This is a genomic window from Chryseobacterium sp. JK1 (assembly GCF_050632815.1).
Taxonomy (GTDB): domain Bacteria; phylum Bacteroidota; class Bacteroidia; order Flavobacteriales; family Weeksellaceae; genus Chryseobacterium.
Genome location: NZ_JBODRU010000005.1, coordinates 256695 through 276729, shown reverse-complemented (window position 1 = coordinate 276729; position 20035 = coordinate 256695). Strand labels below are relative to the sequence as shown.

Sequence of the window (20035 nt, the reverse complement as noted above, 5' to 3'; positions counted from 1 at the left end):
ATTCTGCAGGCTTTTTTACGATAATGATATATTTTATGATTGACTCATTTCTGTATAAGTGTAGATCAGGAAGCTCAGATTATTCCAATCTACAGAATTTTTAGGATACTTTTTCATGAATTCAGCATTGTCTCCAAAAAGAAAATCATAATTGTCTTCAAAGTCATCCTTGTGAAGCCACATTACTTTATTCCCTTTCTTCACATAATAAGATTTGATAACACCTCCTCCAAAGGCAGGAGCGCCCACAAAACCAGTTGACATCGTTTCAGAAGCAAAAGGATCATGATAAACAGTAATGAATTCATTAAACTCAGGATTGATGACCTGCATCAGGAACGTTTTGCTCTCTTTTTTATTTTTTAAAGAAACTGTTTGATTTTCGTAGGGAACGGCTTCGTTTGTTACAGATTTACTATATTTTTTAGTGCTGTAATTTCTCATATTGGAAATGAACTTGCCTGCTTTTCTGGATTTTTCAATCTCTGTGGGGTATAAATACATTTGAGAAATTTCTGAGGCAGCAAACTTTATCGGCTTTCTTGTATCAACATCTTCCATCGTTATAGATAGAATCTGACCCCGCTGTTTTTCCCATGATTTAGTGTATCCCTGATGTTCTGTATTATCTTTTAAGATAAAGGTGGAAACCTTTTTATCTGTTGCCGTATCAAAGCCTTCGTTAAAAAGATAACGGTTCATTTCTTTTTTTTCTTCCTTAGAATACTTTACTTTTTGCGCAAATGTAGATGTCCCAGCAACGCATAAAGCAAGTACTAATGTTTTCAGTCTCATGTATTATTGTTTTTAATTTCGGAGCCAAAAGTAGTAAATTAATTCACGCAATTTTATAAAAATATAGAAGATTGAAATTTAGTTTTTCCAATTATTGTTAAATGCTTAATTTTAAGAAAATTTTTTAGAAATGATATACGGAGTAGATGTTTTTACTTTCCATGATGTTCTGGAAATCTGTAAAAAACCCAATAAAGCCAAGCTGAATAAAGCGGCTAAAGAACAGATCTTAAAATCTCAGAAAAATGTACAGCAAATAGTAGAATCGGATAGATGTGTATATGGCATCAATACCGGATTCGGGCCTTTGTGCGATACCAAAATATCTGCCGACGAAACAGCTCAGTTACAGTATAATCTTATCATTTCCCATGCAGTGGGTGTGGGGAAACCTATTCATAAAGAACTTTCCAAAATCATGATAATTGCAAAAGTTCATGCATTATCAAAAGGATTTTCAGGAGTTTCTCTGGAAGTTATTGAAAGGCTGATTCTTATGCTGGAGAAAGATATCATTCCTGCTGTGCCGGAACAGGGATCTGTGGGAGCTTCTGGTGACCTTGCTCCTTTGGCTCATCTTGTGTTGCCTTTATTAGGGCTAGGACAGGTTTGGGATGGTGATCAGGTTGTAGAGACCATAGATGTTTTGACTAAGCACGGTCTTGAACCATTGGCGTTGGGACCTAAAGAAGGATTAGGATTGATCAATGGTACACAGTTTATTCTGGCCCATGCTATCAAAGGACTGGAAAAATTTGAATATCTGCTGGATCTTGCAGATATGACTGCTGCCATGAGTATTGAAGCATACAGAGGTTCTGAAAGTCCATTTAAGAAAGAACTTCATGAGATAAGACCTTTTGAAGGAAGTAAAAAAGTAGCGGCAAGAATGCTTAAATTCTTAAAAGGATCAGAAAATATGAAAGCTCACGAAGACTGTGAGAGAGTTCAGGATCCTTATTCCATGAGATGTGTGCCACAGGTGCATGGAGCCAGCAGAAATGCTTTTGAACATCTTAAAGCAATGGCAGAAACAGAATTGAATTCAGTAACAGATAACCCAATTGTACTAAGTGCTGAAGAATCTATTTCCGGAGGGAATTTCCACGGACAGTTGATGGCCTTACCTTTAGATTATGCTACACTGGCTGCTGCAGAGCTTGGAAATATCTCTGACAGAAGAAGTTATCTGCTGCTGGAAGGAAAATACGGACTTCCAAGATTACTGACAGAAAGCTCAGGGTTAAACTCAGGATTTATGATTCCTCAATATACTTCGGCTGCTTTGGTGACTGAAAATAAAACACTATGTTTCCCGGCCTCTGCAGATTCTATTCCTACAAGTTTAGGTCAGGAAGATCATGTTTCTATGGGAAGTATTTCGGGTAGAAAGTTCAATCAGGTTCTTGGTAATTTAGTGAATATCTTATCCGTAGAATTAATGTTTGCCGCTCAGGGATTGGAATTCAGAAGACCTTCCAAATGTTCTAAAATCATAGAAGAAAACTTTACCATTCTTCGTTCAAAAGTTTCCAAACTTGAAGATGACAGGCTGATTGGTAAAGATATGCTTGCCATTGCAGAATTGATTAATGAGAGAAAGTTTATTGTTGATGTAAAATAGATCATGAAGAAAGGTATTATTTTATGCTTATTTTTGATTGGGATAAATACTTTTTCTCAGTCAAATGAAGCAAAATTGAAAGAATTGATCACTTTAACAAAATCAGATAAGATGCTGTCTATGGCTTTTCAACAGTTTATGAACCATTATAACAATAAGTATAAAGATTTACCGGATAATTTTTGGGATGAGTTTAAAAAAGACATGTCTACTGATAAAATTTTCGCTTTGTACATTCCTGTCTATAAAAAGTATTTTACTGATGCGGATGTTGATGAGCTCATTAAATTTTATAAAACCCCGGCAGGTCAGAAAATGATTGAAAATATGCCAAACTTAATGAAAGATTCAATGGAACTTGGGACTAGTTATGCAGAAGCATTAGATAAAAGGGTTAATGATAAATTGAATAAACATTATAATTTTCAAAATCCTCCTCCACCAGCTCCATAAAAATAAAAAGCTTCCTAAAGGGAGCTTTTTTGTTTCCATAAATCTTTAAATCCTTCAATTTTTAAATCAAATAAAAATGCACATCCTCAGAACAAATTCCTCCAATACAGATTTTCAAAACCTTGTAAAATCCCTTGATGCCACTTTGTCTGAGCATAATGGAGAAAATGATGATTTCTTTGCTCAGTTCAATACCATTGACACTATCAAAAACTGTGTTGTAGCTTACATAAATGATATTCCGGCTGCTTGCGGAGCCTTTAAACCGTTTTCAGAAGATACCGTAGAAATAAAAAGAATGTTTACCCATCCGGATTTCAGGAAAAAGGGACTGGCTTCTGCCATCGTAAAGGAGCTCGAGATCTGGGCTAAAAATTTAGGATTTAAAAAAGCCATCCTGGAAATTTCTGTTGATCTGAAAAATGCTATTTCCGTCTATGAGCAAAGCGGATTTTATAAGATTCCCAACTATGGACATTATGCAGACATTGAAAGCAGTGTGTGTTTTGAAAAAATATTATAACTGTATGTAAAGTATGTATTGTTAAATTGTTAATGAATTAACGAAATGGTTTGTTTATTAATGTGAAATATGTAAATAAATTATCTTTTGTATTTATACTTTGGTTGTAAATTAATATTCATGTAATGCTAAATTCATTTTTTTTGAGATTATAATTCCCGGTAAAGTGTTATATTGTGCCTCCAAATAAAATTATAACATATGAAAAAAACTGTATTCCTATTAGCAATATTCTTTGCTTTAAACTCTTGTACCAGGGAAGACCTTCAAAATGAAAATGCCAAAATTGAAATGTCTCAAAGAGATCCACTGACGGATAAACAGATCAATGAAAGAATCAACCAGGCCATCAAAAAAGATGGAACGTTCAACTGGAGAAATGAATCCGATCACTTTTTATGGAGCGCAATCCTCAATGGTAACAGAATGGTATCTATAGGATTTGGTTCTTCTAAAGATGATTTCGACAGAAGCAAGTCGCCAAACAGTGGTGATATGGAAAAAGAGCTTCTGGCTGTTATCAAAAAATATGAAGGAAAAGATGAGAGAGAATTTGTTCTCCTTTCCGATAAGTACCTCAACCAAATGGATGTGGTTATTGCAAAAGAAGAAACTATTACAGCTCTTCGTCAGATGAAAACCATCCGATATGTAGAACCTGCTGACTATCATTATTTCGAAATTGAATCCAAATATAATACTGCTGCAAAATCTTCAGGCAGCGGATCTTCAGGATGTGGTTTTTCATCTTCAACTTTAAGTGCAGTAGATTATACCTCAACAACGCCAAGTGCAAAAATTCCATGGGCTTTCACCAAACATAATATTCCTGATGCATGGAGCTATAGTACAGGAGCTGGTGTTACCATCGGACTTATTGATACAGGAGTTTCTCCGGAACAGACTTTGTTGGGAGGAAGTTTTAATAACGGATCTTCTTCAGGAAGAACAATTTCTAAAATTGGAGTATTTAATTCAGATGGTTCCGCGGATCAGTGTGGGCACGGGACTAAAATGGCTTCTGTGATGGCCGCTCCAAGAAACAATGCAGGGTTACCTGTTGGAGTTGCCTATAATGCTAACTTAATTGCTTACAGAGCAGCCGAAAATGTTGTATTGGAAACTTCCAATGAGCAGACTGCCGTAAAAACAGCTTTCACAGAACTGGGGAACAATACCAATGTGAAGATCATCTCAATGTCTATGGGACATATATTTTCAGTAGGAAAAATAGAAGACGGTGTAAAATATGCTTATTCTAAAGGAAAACTTATTTTCTGTGCCGGAGGAACATCTACCAGCTTTACCAATTTTGTAGGCGTTATTTTCCCGGCTTCAATGCCTGAAACACAAGCGATCACAGGAGTAAAAGAGAATACATCTAACCAGAAATGTGATGTTTGCCACTCAGGAAGCCAGATCGACTTTACCTTCCAGATGGAAAGAGCTTCAGGAAATACAGTACCGGTTCTAAGCTATTATAACGGACAGGCTGATTATGTAGGAGGTTCTTCTGTAGCGACTGCTGCAACAGCAGGTATTGCCGCTTTAGTATGGGCTAAAAACCCATCATGGACAAGAGATCAGGTTCTAAATAAAATGAGACAGGCTGCGACTTACTACCCGAATGTAAACTCAAGCTATGGATATGGAAACATTAATGTTTTAAAAGCTGTCCAGTAAAATATTGTCTTTTCAAAAAAAAATAGGTTATCTCAAAACGGGATAACCTATTTTATTTTCAGCAACGGATACACCAAATTTATGAATGTATTCGTCGCTGAAAAAAATTTTATAAAATTAATAGGTTGATGGGTTCTTCCTACCCAATCCTTACACTTGTCATACTCAATGAACCACCAATAAGTTCATCATTGAATAAAGTAAGTTCTTCAGATTGATCTTTCAGTCCCAACGTATATAATAACGGAAGATAATGATCAGGAGTTGGAACGGCATATTGCAGAAAAGTTCCCTGTTTCTGATAGTCGATAATATTTTGAAAATTTCCATCCAGAAGCCAGTTGTTGGTTTTTTCTCTTGCTTCTACAGCCCAGTCCCATCCGGCACCTACCGTATTAATATTCTTCCAGTCAATCAAACGCAGATTGTGAACAATATTTCCGCTTCCGATGATAAGAATTCCCTTTTCTCGAAGCTTGTTCAATCTTTTGGCCAGATCATAATGATACTGCGGAGGTTTTGTATAATCAATACTCAGCTGAATAACGGGGATGTCTGCGTTAGGATACATATGCTTGATGACGGACCAGGCTCCATGATCCAATCCCCAGTTATGGTCTTCTTCTACATCAACCGGTAGCAGAAGCTCAGTGGTTTCTCTGGCAAGTTCCGGATTTCCGGGAGCAGGATATTGTACATCAAACAATTCTTTGGGAAAACCGTAAAAATCATGGATCGTTTTGGGCATATCCATTGCCGTTACAAAGGTACCCTGAGTATACCAGTGAGCAGAAATACAAAGAATAGCATTAGGCTTGGGAATTTCGGTTGCCGCTTTTCGGAAACCCTGTACAAACTGATTTTCTTCAATGGCATTCATAGGCGAACCGTGCCCCAGAAATAAAACGGGCATTCTTTGAGTATTACTGAAATGGTCACTTATGTTTTGAAGATCGTTGAGGTTCATAAATTTTGAAGATTAAGGTAAAATAAAAGGTTCAAGGCTTTTAGACAAATCCCTGAACCTTTCACATATATGTTAAAAAACTATGCTTGTTTTACAAACTGTAATTCTCCGGCGATTTTTACATCATCACTTACCATTACACCTCCTGCTTCAAGAGCTGCATTCCAGTTAAGTCCGAAATCTTTTCTGCTGATTTTTCCTTCAAAAGAGAACCCAGCTTTTGTATTTCCCCATGGGTCAACGTTGATTCCTCCAAAATCTACGTCAAGGGTTACTGGCTTTGTAACTCCGTTGATCGTAAGGTTTCCTACGATAGCATTGTTTAATGCCTGAGACTCGAAAGTAATTGTTGGATGCGCTTCTGCATTGAAAAACTCTGGAGACTTTAAGTGATTGTCTCTGTCTGTGTTATTAGTAAATACAGAATCAGTCTGGATCGTTGCTGTAGTTTTAGCATTGGCGAAAAATTCGTCTTCTGCCTCAATTTCTGCAGTGAAGGTTCTGAAACTTCCTTTTACGTTAGAGATCATCATGTGTTTTACTTTGAATGTAAGTTCACTATGTGTTGGGTCTAAAATCCATTTTGTTGCCATTGTATTTAATATTTTTGTTTGTTATTAATAATGCAAATTTAGAGTAGAACCCCTATACAAATCATTGATATAGGTTAAGAAATGAGTTTTTTAATCAATCGGCAATTTTACTTCGCAAGTATACAGCTCTCCAAAAATCAAATAATGACAGGCGGAGCAGATTGATAATCCATCTATTTTACTCCCTTAAAAATTGTACTATTAAGGTAAGAAATTATTTTCATCAATGTATTAATTCCATTTTATGAATGTTTTAATTTAACATTTCTTAACGGATGGTTTTTATTTCTTATTTTTGATGGATTCAATTTTATACAATGAAATTACATAAATTTTCTTTATTGATGCTGGTTTTGGGCAGTTCAGCATTTGCCCAGACGCAGAAGTTCACAATGGCGGAGGCTGTAAATGGGATGAGAACAAACCTTGCCGTGAAAAATATTTCACAATTTTCATGGTCTGCAGACGGAAAATCTTACATTCAGGGAGTAAAAGGAGGATATCTGATTACCGATGTAAAAACCAATAAACAGGATACTCTGATTTCTTTGAGTCAACTCAACCGAAACCTTACCAATGATAGGCTAAAGGCCGTTCCTGCAATCAAATTTACAGGAAATTCCAATGGGTATTTTACTACGGGCGGCAAAATGTCCTGGATTGAAAAGTCAGGAAACGACTGGAAAGTAAAAAGCTCCGCAGCAATAGATCAGGATGCTGCCAATGTGAAAATGTTTGGAGATGGTCAGACGTTTGCCTTTACAGCAAAGAACAATTTATTTGTTAACAAAAACGGAAAAACTATTGCGGTAACCAACGAATCCAATGAGAATATCATCAGTGGACAGGCTGTTCATAGAAATGAGTTCGGAATTGATACAGGAATTTTTCCAGCTCCAAATTCGGAGAGTGTAGCGTTCTACAGAATGGATCAGAGTATGGTGGCAGATTACCCGATCATCGACTGGTCTGTAACGCCTGCTGTAAATCACAATATCAAGTATCCAATGGCGGGGCAGGCTTCTCATCAGGTGACTTTAGGTGTTTTCAATATTAAAAGCCAATCTACAACTTTCCTGAAAATTGAAGGAGAAAAAGATCAGTATCTGACAGCTGTTACCTGGAGCCCGGATTCGAAATATATTTTTGTTGGCGTATTGAACAGAGGACAGAATCATATGAAAATGAATCAATATGACGCTGTTACAGGACAATTGATAAAAACTTTATTCGAAGAAACGGACAGCAAGTATGTGGAACCTCAGCATCCTCTTACTTTCTTCCCAAATTCCAATACAGACTTTATCTGGCAAAGCCAAAGAACCGGATATAATCACCTTTTCCATTACAACCTTGAGAAAGGATTGATTGCACAGATCACAAAAGGTGACTGGTTGGTAACAGATATTCTGGGATTCAACGAAAAGAAAAAAGAGATTTATTTTACATCGACTAAAGAAACCCCTCTGGAAAGACATTTGTACAGAATTAACTGGACGAATTTCAAGATGCAGAGATTAGACAGTGCTGAAGGAATGCACATCGGAACTTTGAGCAGTGACGGAAATTATTTATACGATGCTTATAGTAATGCCAATTCTCCAAGAGTAGGAAATATTATTAATACGGCTAACTTAAAATCTACTAACATCCTTACCTCTGAAAACCCTTTAAAGAACTATCAGAGACCGGAAATTAAAAACATAGAATTAAGAGCTGACGACGGAACACCTTTGTATGGGAAAATTATCCTTCCAACAAACTTCGATCCTAATAAAAAATATCCTACCATTGTTTACCTGTACAACGGGCCGCACTTACAGCTGATTACCAACAGCTTCCCGGCTTCAGGAAATCTTTGGTATGAATATATGGCTCAGAATGGATATATCATCTTCACAATGGATGGAAGAGGATCTTCTAACCGTGGATTGAAATTTGAACAGGCCGTATTCAGAAACCTGGGAACTACAGAAATGAACGATCAGATGAAGGGAGTAGATTACTTAAAATCTCTTCCATATGTAGATTCAGAGAAAATGGGAATACATGGATGGAGCTTCGGAGGATTTATGACGACAAGCTTTATGCTTCGTAAACCGGACGTATTCAAAGTGGGAGTAGCAGGAGGGCCTGTAATTGACTGGAGTATGTACGAAATTATGTATGGAGAAAGATATATGGACACTCCGCAGGAAAATCCACAAGGGTATGCAGCAGCCAATCTTTTGGATAAAGTTCAGAATCTGAAAGGAAAATTACTGATGATTCACGGAGCGCAGGATGACGTAGTGGTATGGCAGCATTCTATTAAATTTATCAAGTCTGCTGTGGATAACGGAGTTCAGCTGGATTACTTCACTTATCCGGGGCACCCGCATAATGTAATCGGTAAAGACAGAGTTCACCTGATGCAGAAAATCACAGATTATTTTGATTTGTATCTGAAGAAATAATAGTAGGATCCAGCCTGATTTTAGGCTGGATTTTTTATTTTGCTAGTTTTTTTGGAAACGAAAAGGAGCAAATCTATTGAATGCTTCATGTTGTAAGTCAACAGTATAAAAATAGAAAACTTTTGTGTCTTTGCATTTTTCCAACCTAAAACACCAAGACATCCGATCTTAACAAACATCAATGTTTTTAATATTTCATAGTGGTAATTTTGTACTACTAAAAACAACAATATGGAATTAGGAATAGGAATGTTCGGTGATTTGGCTTTTGATCAGTCAACCGGTAAATATAGAGACGCAGGAGTTAAGATCCGTGAAATACTGGAGCAGGTAAAACTGATGGATGAGGTGGGAATTGATGTCTTCGCAATGGGAGAACATCACCGTCCGGATTATGCCGTGTCATCACCGGAAATGATATTGGCAGCAGCGGCAAGTATCACAAAAAATATAAAACTGGCAAGTGGAGTAACGGTTTTAAGCTCTTCAGAACCGGTAAAAGTATATGAAGACTTTTCTACTCTGGATCTGATTTCAGACGGAAGAGCCGAAATATTTGTAGGACGCGGAAGTTTTATTGAATCTTTTCCGTTATATGGTTACTCTCTGAATGATTATGAGGAGCTTTTTGATGAAAAACTGGAATTATTATTAAAAATAAATTCTGAAGAAAACGTAACCTGGTCAGGGAAACTTCGTGCTCCAATGCAAAATCAGACTGTTTATCCAAGAGCGAAAAACAATGGAAAAATTGCTATATGGAGAGCGGTGGGTGGAACTCCTCAGTCTGTACTCAGTGCAGCACAATTGGGAATGCCTTTAGTTGTAGCTATCATTGGTGGAATGCCTGTTCAGTTCAGAAATCTGATTGAATTTTACAAACAGGAATATATAAAAGCGGGCCATGATGTCGCTGATATGCAGATTGCGGTTCACTCTCATACATTTGTAAGTGATGATCCGAAGGTTATAGATGGATATTTCCAAAACTACAAATCTCAGATGGATAGAGTAGGAGCTTCCAGAGGTTGGGCGCCTTATACCAAAATGCAGTATGACGGAGGAAGAAGTAAAGACGGTGCTTTATTTATGGGAAGTCCGAAAGAAGTCGCTGATAAAATTACGTACATGAAAGAACTTTTCGGGATTACAAGATTTATCGGTCATATGGATTTAGGAGATCCGGCACATGATCTGATGATGAAATCTATTGAATTGTTCGGACATGAAGTAAAACCTATCATTAAAAATTTATAAAATAGAAACCGCTGTTGAATATACCAACAGCGGTTTTTATGGAAGTCACAAAAATTATATTTCCTGATAATAAGCAATGGCAATCTGAGGATGAAATGGCAGCATATACGTCTCAAATCCATTTTCCTTGTCTACATCATGGCTCAAAAGGTATTTGTTGTCAATAATGTCAATTAATAATAACTCAGGAGTAAAAAAAGTTAATCCTACCTTATGTTTGGAAGGATCTTCTATATTGGAAGAAATCAGATCTAATCTAAAATTGTCAATCGGGAAAAAAGTATTTCCCAAAACATCAGGAAGACTTCTGATAATACCTCCCAATTGTGATACATAATTACTTGCTGCACCACTTAACAAAAACGGAATCTGCTTTGCATTGGGATTTCTCTGCAGAAGTTCCCAGTAGTTTTTTACCGGATTTTCTTTATGATCAAAAACCTGATGCTGTATTTTGTATTCGAAATAAGTGTCGTCAAAAATATAACGGTCCCAAATCATTTCAGAACTTTGATCAATTATAATACGAAAAGCAAGTTTTATTTTTTTCATGGCTTACAAGATAAAGAGGTTTCAAAATAGATTTCAGCGCAATAATTTTTACCTTCCGGGAACTATTTTATTTTACTAAAACCTTCATCGTTTCATGAAAACTTCCATTGGAATTTTCAATATAAATTTTCGCCAGATACATTCCAGGTTTCAATTGGTTTCGTGATAAGGATATTCTTTGTGAACCTGCAGAAAGTCTTTCCCTGTCTATTACTTTTATTACTCTTCGCCCGCTGAGGTCATACAGCTCTATGCTTACCTTAGAAGAAGTTTTCAGTATTATTGGGAAAACCGTTTCATCACGAAAGGGATTAGGATAGTTTTGTTCTATTGTAAAATTATTTTCTGAGACTTCCTGAGTAGATAATACGGAAGATCCGGCAACATAAATTGTATGAGTAAGTGTATATCCAGCGGAAAGAGAACCTGTAACAGTAGACATTTCGTTGCTGGTTCCGTCTGAAAAAACATTGTCAGTGGCATTATAGGTATAGCCGTTCATCCCTTTTGTATACCCATATGAAGTTCCGTTGACGTTCACATTGTATACAGCATTGGTACTTGTATTTCCTTCAGGAAAGGCAATTTGGGTAACCAGCAGAGAAGTTCCGTCGGGTTTATAAACATGCACATGAATATGGGTGGCACGCCCCTGATACCATCCTGGAAAAATACTGGTAAATGTAACCAGACCGGCAGTATCCGTGGTTTGTCTGCCTCTGAGGAAATTGTAGGCCGTGTAATTGGTAGGCTGCATCTGGCTTCCTCCGTATTGCGAATAATTACCATCTTTATCACAATGCCACACATCTACTAAAACTCCTTGATAGGGATTACAGTTGGCATTGGTATTCATGATATAAATATTCATAGTAAAAGCTACTCCTGTTCTGTCTCCCACAATATTGGTGCGTACATAATTAGCGGGAGTGATGGTGGGAAAAGGTCCTGCCGTTTCAGAATTGGTTACAGAGCAGATGAGAGCACTGCTATTTTCTGTAACCTGTTCAGGAGAACGATTGAGAAGATCCTCTGCCCGAAACAGTACGGGTGCTATGGCAGCAATTCCTGCCAGTCCAAGTCCGTTTTTCAAAAATAATTTTCTGTCCATATGAAAGTATTAATGGTTAGGTTTCTATAAAAAGTATCAGAGCATCTTCGCTCAAAGCTTCAAATTCCAGTTCCTGAATTTCCCAGAGAAGAATAGCATCCCGGTTTTCCAAAAGTCTGTTTTGAAACTCAAAGGCCCCGTTCAATACCATACCGAAGATGGATGTGTCTGTATTCTTCAAAGCATAAAATCCCTCCGCCCGACCCTTATAAAGTCCAATAAAATTGGGAAAAGGTAACGCTGTCGAAATAGGGGAGAAATTGTTTTGTAAAGTAAAATCCAGTTCTTTCTTGGAAAAACTCAGAATCTGTTCCTGTTTTTCGAATTCGAAGATTAAAAGATCTGCTTTATCGTGGTAAACGAGATTCTTAATCACAATATCTTTTTCTTCTTTCGTATTGAAAGTAAGAGATTTCCCGGCAGAAAGAGGTTCATAAAAATCGGTGATAATGATTTCTCCGTAGAGAGGAAGGATCAGAATAGTTCTCTCCCCATCAAAATGAAGCCTCAGCTCACCTTCAATATCCAAAACGGCTTCTTTTACACTGAGCAAAGGCCCGGTTGTCATCTGGTGTTTCAGAATATCACTGACAGCATATTTTTCCGCTTCATTCCAAATTCTGAAATCGTTTTTAAAAATCTTTGATGGGGTTTGAACTAACATAGTCTACAGAGGGTTAATATTTCCACGAAGCACAGACGGGTACATTGCTTTTGATTTTAACACTTTGGGTCTATATGATACTATCTATTAGGCCTGTGCTTTTGTGGAAATGGGTAAAAACACTAATATTATTATGGTTGTTCCGAAAAATGCTCTTTTCAGAACAAACACTGAATTTTCCAGAGTATTAGGCAGAAACTTTGATTGCATGAGTAAGAGAGAATCCACCACTTACACTTCCTGAAATACTGGACATTTCGTTGGAAGTTCCGTCACTGAAAACATTATCATTGGCATTGTAGGTATAGCCGTTCATTCCTTTGTAACCAGTACTTGCCGCAACCTGTACGACAGCGCTGTCACTTCCTTCAGGAAAAGCAATCTGGGTAACCAGAAGAGACTGTCCTGCAGAATTATACACATGAACATGGATATGAGTGGCTCTTCCGTTGTACCAACCTGGAAAGATAGAGGTAAATTTCACCTGTCCGTTCGCATCTGTAGTCTGTCGTCCTCTTAAAAAGTGAACCGTTGTATAGTTGGTAGGCTGCATTCCTGTTCCTCCATATTCGGAATAGTTTCCGTCTTTATCACAATGCCAGATATCTACAAAAGCTCCCTGCAATACTGTACAGCTTGTATTCACATTTTGAATGGTAATGGTGATCGTAAAAGGAACTCCGGTTCTGTCGCTCACAATATTACTTTGAACAAGGCTGGAAGGAGACTTTGTGGGAAAAGGACCTTCCGTTTCGCTATTGGTAACAGAACATCCTGTTGAGGAAGATCCGGAAGAGGTATTGGAAGACGAATCTAGGGTATCATCATCACTTCCGCAATGGATTAAAAGAGGAGCAGCAACGGCAGTTACCCCAGCTAAACCCAGGCTTTTCAGAAAGCCTTTTCTATTCATTGTTTTCATAATACAGGGTTTTTAAGGTTAATACTTTAAAAGGTAACGGAAGTAGATCCATCCGTTTTTTGAGTTTCTTATTCCAAAAGTATTTTCAAAAAACGAAGCTGTAAAATTTATGAGGTGAACGAATAAAATGTGTCGGTAAATGATTGTTTTTTAAGAGATATTAAGAGTTAAAAGAGTATAATTTTGTTGATTTTTCTAAAGAAAATGGTGAAAAAATTATCGGTTGACAAGCTTCATTACGAGATCTTTATAAGTTTCTCCGATAGGAATAATAAAATTCTCAATATGAATATTACGGTTAACGATCGTTTTAATGTTTTTTACAGGAACAATGTAGGAGCGGTGAACTCTTACAAAATCTTTCTCAGAAAGTTTCTCCAGAATGCTTTTCATAGAAGAGCGGGCCGTTATGGTAGAATGATCGGTTATGCGGATCTGGATATAATCATCCAGTCCTTCAATCAGCAGGATATCATCAAAGTTAATCTTATGAAGTTTGTAATCTGCTCGTATAGAAAGATACTTCACATCATCTGTTTCCGGGGTTATTTTCACCTTTTCCACGGCTGCCTTGAATCTTTCAAAAGAAAATGGTTTCAGAAGATAATCTATAGCGTTAACATTAAAAGCATCCACAGCATATTCTGAATAAGCCGTTGTAAAAATAACTTTAGTATTCTGAGAAATGTTTTTATAAAAATCCATACCGTTTTTGGATGGCATTTCTATATCTAAAAAGATAAGATCTACAGGAAATTTGTTGAGGTACTTTTGTGCATCACTCTGGGTATTGAAGATCTTTTCAAGAGACAGATTTTCAATTTTTCCGGCATAGTTCTCAATAATTTTTAAGGCCAGAATTTCATCGTCAAGAGCAATCGCTTTGATCATAGTTACTATAAGTTAATTTTTAAATCTACTTCAAAAGTTTTTCCATTATGATGGGTATTGAATGTGTATTTCCCCTGATAAACATGATGCAGATGTTCAAGAGTGTTTTTCATTCCGATTTTTAAACTGTTCTCATCTGTAATGGTAGAGTTGACAATATTATTAAAAACATTAAAATGCAATGTATTTTCTTCAATGATTAATTTTACTGCAATCTTCGATTTTTCTTCTGCGTTAAATCCATATTTAAAAGCATTTTCAATAAAATTCACCAAAATAAAAGGAGCGATCTGCAGGTCTTTGGTTTCTCCTATTTCTGTGTAGGAAAAATCTAAACTGCTGTCAGTCCTTATCAGTTGAAGAGCAATATAGTCCTTTAAATAATCAATTTCCTGGCTGAGTTTTACAAAATCTTTGCTGCTTTCCTGTACTACATATCTCATGACATTCGAAAGCTTCAGAATTCCATTGGGAGCATCATCAGATTTGAACAATGCCAATGAGTAAATAGAATTTAAAATATTAAATAAAAAGTGAGGTTGTAACTGATATTTTAAACTTAATAATTCAGCTTTGGCCTTGGAACGTTCCAGTTCCTTTTTTTCAATATTTCTAAAAATAAAAAGAGAAGACAGGAATGAAAACAGAAAGGGCAAAAGTGAAGAAAAAATCATTTGGCCGTAAGAGATGTGATTTCCGGGTTCAAAGTTTTTCTGTGGAAATCTCTCTCCCATGGGTGGCGGAATATTTCCTGGAGAATAGATCGGCGGAGGTTGCATCTGGCTCGGAAAAGGATGACCTGCCATTCCATTTTCTGCAGTGAGGTAATTGGGGACAAAAACCATAATCCCGAAACAGATCAGAATGCAGATGACAAAGAGAACATATTTTTTTCGATTATACAGTTTGGGAAGAAACAGATTAAGATTTACATAGAAAAAGATAACAACGAATACAAAACGAATAAATTCTCTCTGAAAAGGAGATACTCTGAAAACCGACAGCGTACCGTCAAAATCCGGTGAAGAAACAATCGGAATCGTTAAAAGCAGAAGGATAAGGATAATATGCTGTCCAATTTTTTTCATTCGGTAGATCATTTAATATCAATTATCTCTTAACAGCCTGAATTGTGAAGTAAAGGCCTTTCTAAATTCAAATGTAATAAAATGAACGGTAATTATATCTAATATTTTTCAGAATGGGTTTTTTTAGCCACGAATGTACCCATCTATTTCCATGAATACATTCGTGGCCATTTAATTATATAAACTTATCAGATTATCTCAATCAAGCTTCCTCTTTCTTCATCTTTTATGATATTGAGTGCAGTAGGAATTTTTTCTTTCAGCTCTTCTACGTGAGAAATAATTCCTACAATTCTGTTTTCCTTCATCAGATTGTTGAGGGTTTCAAATACAATATTGACAGATTCCGTATCCTGAGTTCCAAAACCTTCATCAATAAAAAAGAAGTTTTTATCAGCTTGTGCATTGGACTGTACACTTTCTGCCAAAGCTAAAGCAAGACTCAGAGATACCTGAAATGCCTGACCTCCGGAAAGTGTTTTAACACTTCTGCTTTTACCCTCGTTGAGGTAATCTATAATCTCGAAATCATTATTTTCATTGAGCTGAAGACTCAGCTGATTTCTGGTCATCCTGTGAAAGCGTACATTGGCATGATCGCAAAGCTGGCGCAGATAAATAGATGAAACATATTGTACAAAACCTGCTCCTTTAAACAGATTCATCATCAGTTTTAAATTCTCGGAACGTTTCTGAAGCTGTGTCAGTGTTTTCAGAAGTGTTTCCTTTTTCAGGAACTCTTTTTCCAGACGGTCTATTTCTGCCGTTTTTGTTACGACAGCATCGTTGATTTGTTGATGTTCTGTTTGTGCATCATTGAACAGCTTTTCGGTTGAAGAGAATTGTTCTTCATTAAAAGAAAGATCCTTCAGTTTCAATTCCAGCTCTTCAATAAATTTTTTCAGGGTTTCAAATTCGATTCTGAACTTTTGTATTTCGGCTCTGGCAGTTTGAATATTGATTTCCTGCTGCAAAAGATTTTCAACTTCTTTCAGCACTGCAAAATTTTGTTCTGCAAGTGCTTTTTTCAGCTCTGTTTCATTATCTGAGATTTCCTGTTGCAATGTAGCGATTTGCTTTTCAGTCTCTGCGACAATTGTTTTTTGCTCTGCCAGTTTTGGAGCAAGAAGTTTTTCTTCCTGTAGAGCTTTCTGATAATTTTCTTCTGTTGCTTTATTGGAGGCAACCAGCTGTTGATAAGATTCTTCAACTTCAGCTGTGTTTTTTAGAGCATACAGATTCCAATCTAATGTTTTAAGGCTGGCTTTACTGAAATTAATGTGCTCCTGCTTGGAAATTTCTTTCTTTTTGATTTCATCCAACGCGGTTTTAAATTTATCCAGAAGCTGCATTTCTTTTTCAAGATTTTCCCTTTCTGCAATGATATTTCGCTCTGCTTCTTCAATCTTTTTTTCCAAAGCAAAAGAATCAGAACGTTTTTTCTCAAATTCATCTTCATGATCCGGAGAAAATTGCTTCCAGCTAAACTGCTGAATATGGGTTTCAATATCTTTTTGAATTTGAAGCAAAACCTTCTGTTCGGAAAGACGTTGTTCTTCAAATATTTTTTTTCGGTCCAGAATTTTATCAATATCGGCTTCCTGTTTCTGAATGTGGATAACTTCCTGGTCAATACCTGCTATTTTATCCTGAATTTCCTGCAGCTCTGTATGTACATCCTGAATTTCTACAATGTGAGGATGTTCTTTGGAACCGCAAAGAGGACAATTTTCACCATCGTGAAGTTCACTGGCAAAGCGGGAAAGCTCTTTCTGGATTTTAAGATGATCCAGTTTTTGAGACCATTCTTTTTTGCTTGCTTCTAACGTTTCTTTCCTTATTTTGAAATCCTCTTTATACTTCTCATGATAGAAAAAGGACTTCAATTCATTTGCAATAGTATCAATCTGAACGGTATATTTTTCAATTTTCTCAGTTTGTTCCTGCTGTTTCTTTTTGAGATTTTTTTGTTGAATAAACCAATTTCCAACTTCAGAAAGCAAAGAAGAATCGAGTTTCTGTTCTTTTAAATTTTTAACGTTGGCAGAAAGCTCGTCAATGATTTTCTGTATCTTTTCTCTGTTGAGGTCGACCTCTTTTACTTTTTCAGAACCTTTTTGAGTTCTTTCATTCAGAATTTTAATTTCCTCAGAATAGGAGAGGATCTGGATGATAAGATTCAGATCATTTTCTTGTAATTTAGATTGTTCCAGAGCCTTAAACTGGGGTTCGAGAGAAGTGAGCTGTTCTGTTACGACGGCAAAAAGACGTTCAGTTTCCTGAAGTGTTTTAATTTGTTGTTCCTTTTCATTGTGTTTACCAGCCATTTCTTTTGAGAGCTTGTTTTTTTCAACAATCAAAGGACTGAAAATTCTGAAAACGCGGTCGTACAATTCTGTTTTGTTTTCCAGATCATCTATTTGGGTTTTTTGTTCAGACAGTTTCCCGAATTTTTCTCTGTTTTGCTGTAAACTTTCAAAATCATTCTTTAAATTTTTCAGCTGCTGATAGATATTGGAGAGCTTCTCAAGTTTATCATATGCCTCCGAAAGTTTCTTCTGCTCTTCCTTTACAAGTTCTTTCTGGTTCAGAATTTTTTCTTCATTAATGTCTTCAAAACCTTTCAGTTGGCCCTCAAGCTGATCCAGTTCCGATCTGTTTTTTACGTGAAGGGTAGAGGTGTTGGATTGAAGATCAAAACGTTGAAGATTAAAAATTTCCTTCATCATATTGGTTCTTTCTGCAGCTCCCAGTTCCAAAAATTCTTTGAATTGCCCTTGCGGAATAATGATCGTTCTCTTAAAATTGGAATAGCTTAATCCTATAATAGTTTCTGCATTAGAATGATCCAAAGGAAGCCATTTACCATTACTGAACTCATAAAAAGTAACAGTATTGGGTTTTACCTCTTCGAATTTTTTTAAATTTCTTCTGAAATCTCTGGTTGCCCGAAACAGTCTGTTCTCATAGTTGATGAAATCGAACTCTATATAGGATGTGTTTGATTTTAAATTCATCATATTATACGCTCGTTTGTCACGCATATTCAGACGTTCCGTTTCACCGTACAATGCAAATGAAATGGCTTCCAGTACTGAAGATTTCCCAGAACCCACAGCTCCGAAAATACCAAACAATCCGGCATCAGTAAGATTTTTGAAATCAATAGTCTGGCGTTCCTGGTAGGAATACAATCCTTCGATAGTTAATTGAACAGGAATCATAAGCTAAGCATTTAAAATTTCGTTAAACAAATTCATCAGTTCTTCGTTGGCTTCCTGTCCGCCACTTTTAGATTTAAAATAGTCTTTGAACAATATTTCTATATTCTGATTTAAATTAATTTCCTGGTTCTGGTCTTCCGTAAGTTCTTTATTTTTGACTTTTGGGATAAGATGAACAATACCATCGTGAGACTGATAGATTTTTCTTCTCTCATCAGCGGTTAGAAAAGTTTCACTTTCCAGAGTAAGTTCAATAAAAGTATATGGGTTTTCAGAGAGCCACTGAACTGCATTTTCCACGGAGGTAAAAGTTTTTCGGACTAGAGATCTTCCGTTTTTTAAAGCTATTTTTTCGTAGGAGATTGCCTTTCCCGGTTCTGCATCAATAACAGTAACATATTTGGTTTGTCCAGCTTCACTGAAACTGTAACATAAAGGAGAAGAGGAATAGATGACCGGTTTTTCTTTTGTCCCGATATTCTGAAAAGCATGAAGATGCCCTAATGCTGTATATTGGATCTGCTCGGGAATAGTATCTGAGAAGATCAGGTCTGCATTTCCGATTTTAATAGGTTTTTCACCGTCTGGCTCTTCCAGGATTTCTGCACCTCTTTTATTCATATATAAATGAGCCATAAGAAGATTGATGCCGGAATCATCACAAAATTCATCCGCAAGCTCTTTCCACATTTGTGAAAGAACTTTATTGATTTCTTCTTCTTTATTTTCTCCAAAATATTCTTTTAACCGGATTTCGTTGGCAAAAGGTGTATGGAGTATTCTTACCGGAGAATCTTTGCCTTCCAGAGCAATCTCAATAAAGCCGGCTTTTGTTTTGGCAATCTGAAAATATTCTGTTGCAAAAGGAACGATCTCCGTTTTAGGATGTCCTATTAAAATAATCCCACATTCCCGGGCTAAAGGATCGGGTGCGCTTATTAAACTGGGAGAATCATGATTTCCGGATATGGCAACAACAGGGCGCTTTCCGTTTAATGATAAACGTTTCAATGTCTTATAAAATAATTCTACTGCTTCAACACTTGGATTGAAGTTATCAAACAGATCACCTGCTATCAAAACCAAGTCTACATTATTCTCATCAGCAATATGAACTATTTCATCCATGATTAAGGTTTGTTCTTCCAGCCTTGAAAAACGATCAAGACGTTTCCCTAAGTGCCAGTCGGCGGTGTGTAGAATTTTCATAATTTAAGTTTGAGAATTAAAAA

The 20035-nt window shown here is 36.5% G+C and carries 17 protein-coding genes; 6 read left to right on the top strand and 11 right to left on the bottom strand.

The features are described 5' to 3' along the window. Positions 1–33 precede the first annotated feature (33 nt). Positions 34–795 (bottom strand): hypothetical protein, encoded by a 762-nt coding sequence (locus ACQ76T_RS21885; RefSeq protein WP_431345325.1) that lies wholly within the window; start codon positions 793–795, stop codon positions 34–36. A 130-nt stretch (positions 796–925) separates the two neighbouring features. Here ACQ76T_RS21885 and hutH point away from each other — a divergent pair, with 130 nt between their 5' ends. The 4 genes from hutH to ACQ76T_RS21865 all read left to right on the top strand — a co-directional run bounded on the left by hutH (position 926) and on the right by ACQ76T_RS21865 (position 5078). Continuing rightward, positions 926–2419: a histidine ammonia-lyase gene (gene hutH, locus ACQ76T_RS21880; RefSeq protein WP_431345324.1), complete on the top strand. Its 1494-nt coding sequence runs from the start codon at positions 926–928 to the stop codon at positions 2417–2419. A gap of 3 nt (positions 2420–2422) precedes the next feature. Further along, positions 2423–2872, top strand: a complete 450-nt coding sequence (locus ACQ76T_RS21875) for a DUF2059 domain-containing protein (protein ID WP_431345323.1) — start codon at positions 2423–2425, stop codon at positions 2870–2872. 76 nt (positions 2873–2948) lie between these two features. Then, positions 2949–3395 carry a GNAT family N-acetyltransferase gene (locus ACQ76T_RS21870; protein ID WP_431345322.1) on the top strand — a complete coding sequence of 149 codons (447 nt, stop codon included), beginning with the start codon at positions 2949–2951 and terminating at the stop codon, positions 3393–3395. Positions 3396–3596: 201 nt separating this feature from the next. Further along, on the top strand, positions 3597–5078 hold the full coding sequence (locus ACQ76T_RS21865; protein WP_431345321.1) for a S8 family peptidase: 1482 nt from the start codon (positions 3597–3599) through the stop codon (positions 5076–5078). A gap of 139 nt (positions 5079–5217) precedes the next feature. On the opposite strand, the gene ygiD is transcribed toward ACQ76T_RS21865, so the two are convergent. Further along, positions 5218–6045 carry a 4,5-DOPA dioxygenase extradiol gene (gene ygiD / locus ACQ76T_RS21860; protein ID WP_431345320.1) on the bottom strand — a complete coding sequence of 276 codons (828 nt, stop codon included), beginning with the start codon at positions 6043–6045 and terminating at the stop codon, positions 5218–5220. 80 nt (positions 6046–6125) lie between these two features. Beyond that, on the bottom strand, positions 6126–6638 hold the full coding sequence (locus ACQ76T_RS21855) for a YceI family protein (protein WP_431345319.1): 513 nt from the start codon (positions 6636–6638) through the stop codon (positions 6126–6128). A 317-nt stretch (positions 6639–6955) separates the two neighbouring features. On the opposite strand from ACQ76T_RS21855, the gene ACQ76T_RS21850 reads away from it, so the two are divergent. Together ACQ76T_RS21850 and ACQ76T_RS21845 are read left to right on the top strand one after the other, a co-directional pair. Beyond that, positions 6956–9094, top strand: a complete 2139-nt coding sequence (locus ACQ76T_RS21850) for a DPP IV N-terminal domain-containing protein (protein WP_431345318.1) — start codon at positions 6956–6958, stop codon at positions 9092–9094. A gap of 231 nt (positions 9095–9325) precedes the next feature. Further along, a complete protein-coding gene (locus tag ACQ76T_RS21845) occupies positions 9326–10351 on the top strand; it encodes an LLM class flavin-dependent oxidoreductase (RefSeq protein WP_431345317.1) in 1026 nt (341 codons plus the stop codon). A gap of 54 nt (positions 10352–10405) precedes the next feature. Here ACQ76T_RS21845 and ACQ76T_RS21840 read toward each other — a convergent pair whose 3' ends face one another. From ACQ76T_RS21840 to ACQ76T_RS21805, 8 genes are all read right to left on the bottom strand, one after another. Continuing rightward, complete coding sequence (locus ACQ76T_RS21840; RefSeq protein ID WP_431345316.1) at positions 10406–10903, bottom strand: hypothetical protein; 498 nt, start codon at positions 10901–10903, stop codon at positions 10406–10408. A gap of 67 nt (positions 10904–10970) precedes the next feature. Further along, entirely contained in the window at positions 10971–12014 is a 1044-nt protein-coding gene (locus ACQ76T_RS21835; protein ID WP_431345315.1) for a T9SS type A sorting domain-containing protein, read from the bottom strand. Positions 12015–12030: 16 nt separating this feature from the next. Beyond that, positions 12031–12678 (bottom strand): hypothetical protein, encoded by a 648-nt coding sequence (locus ACQ76T_RS21830; RefSeq protein ID WP_431345314.1) that lies wholly within the window; start codon positions 12676–12678, stop codon positions 12031–12033. A gap of 187 nt (positions 12679–12865) precedes the next feature. Further along, complete coding sequence (locus ACQ76T_RS21825; protein ID WP_431345313.1) at positions 12866–13600, bottom strand: intradiol ring-cleavage dioxygenase; 735 nt, start codon at positions 13598–13600, stop codon at positions 12866–12868. Between the two features lie 216 nt (positions 13601–13816). After that, complete coding sequence (locus ACQ76T_RS21820; protein ID WP_431345312.1) at positions 13817–14491, bottom strand: LytR/AlgR family response regulator transcription factor; 675 nt, start codon at positions 14489–14491, stop codon at positions 13817–13819. A gap of 5 nt (positions 14492–14496) precedes the next feature. Next, the gene (locus ACQ76T_RS21815; RefSeq protein WP_431345311.1) at positions 14497–15579 is read right to left on the bottom strand and encodes a sensor histidine kinase; all 1083 of its coding nucleotides are present in this window, start codon (positions 15577–15579) and stop codon (positions 14497–14499) included. Between the two features lie 188 nt (positions 15580–15767). Beyond that, positions 15768–18803: an AAA family ATPase gene (locus tag ACQ76T_RS21810; protein WP_431345310.1), complete on the bottom strand. Its 3036-nt coding sequence runs from the start codon at positions 18801–18803 to the stop codon at positions 15768–15770. A 3-nt stretch (positions 18804–18806) separates the two neighbouring features. Then, positions 18807–20012, bottom strand: coding sequence for a metallophosphoesterase family protein (locus ACQ76T_RS21805; RefSeq protein ID WP_431345309.1), 1206 nt, complete (start codon positions 20010–20012; stop codon positions 18807–18809). Positions 20013–20035 lie beyond the last annotated feature (23 nt).

Bases quoted from the DNA above. Each gene is read 5' to 3' on its own strand.
- ACQ76T_RS21875 (WP_431345323.1), top strand. From the start codon at position 2,423: ATGAAGAAAGGTATTATTTTATGCTTATTTTTGATTGGGATAAATACT.
- ACQ76T_RS21820 (WP_431345312.1), bottom strand. From the start codon at position 14,491: ATGATCAAAGCGATTGCTCTTGACGATGAAATTCTGGCCTTAAAAATT.
- ACQ76T_RS21835 (WP_431345315.1), bottom strand. From the start codon at position 12,014: ATGGACAGAAAATTATTTTTGAAAAACGGACTTGGACTGGCAGGAATT.
- ACQ76T_RS21855 (WP_431345319.1), bottom strand. From the start codon at position 6,638: ATGGCAACAAAATGGATTTTAGACCCAACACATAGTGAACTTACATTC.
- ACQ76T_RS21830 (WP_431345314.1), bottom strand. From the start codon at position 12,678: ATGTTAGTTCAAACCCCATCAAAGATTTTTAAAAACGATTTCAGAATT.
- ACQ76T_RS21840 (WP_431345316.1), bottom strand. From the start codon at position 10,903: ATGAAAAAAATAAAACTTGCTTTTCGTATTATAATTGATCAAAGTTCT.
- ACQ76T_RS21825 (WP_431345313.1), bottom strand. From the start codon at position 13,600: ATGAAAACAATGAATAGAAAAGGCTTTCTGAAAAGCCTGGGTTTAGCT.
- ygiD (WP_431345320.1), bottom strand. From the start codon at position 6,045: ATGAACCTCAACGATCTTCAAAACATAAGTGACCATTTCAGTAATACT.
- ACQ76T_RS21810 (WP_431345310.1), bottom strand. From the start codon at position 18,803: ATGATTCCTGTTCAATTAACTATCGAAGGATTGTATTCCTACCAGGAA.
- ACQ76T_RS21850 (WP_431345318.1), top strand. From the start codon at position 6,956: ATGAAATTACATAAATTTTCTTTATTGATGCTGGTTTTGGGCAGTTCA.
- ACQ76T_RS21885 (WP_431345325.1), bottom strand. From the start codon at position 795: ATGAGACTGAAAACATTAGTACTTGCTTTATGCGTTGCTGGGACATCT.
- hutH (WP_431345324.1), top strand. From the start codon at position 926: ATGATATACGGAGTAGATGTTTTTACTTTCCATGATGTTCTGGAAATC.
- ACQ76T_RS21805 (WP_431345309.1), bottom strand. From the start codon at position 20,012: ATGAAAATTCTACACACCGCCGACTGGCACTTAGGGAAACGTCTTGAT.
- ACQ76T_RS21815 (WP_431345311.1), bottom strand. From the start codon at position 15,579: ATGAAAAAAATTGGACAGCATATTATCCTTATCCTTCTGCTTTTAACG.
- ACQ76T_RS21845 (WP_431345317.1), top strand. From the start codon at position 9,326: ATGGAATTAGGAATAGGAATGTTCGGTGATTTGGCTTTTGATCAGTCA.
- ACQ76T_RS21870 (WP_431345322.1), top strand. From the start codon at position 2,949: ATGCACATCCTCAGAACAAATTCCTCCAATACAGATTTTCAAAACCTT.
- ACQ76T_RS21865 (WP_431345321.1), top strand. From the start codon at position 3,597: ATGAAAAAAACTGTATTCCTATTAGCAATATTCTTTGCTTTAAACTCT.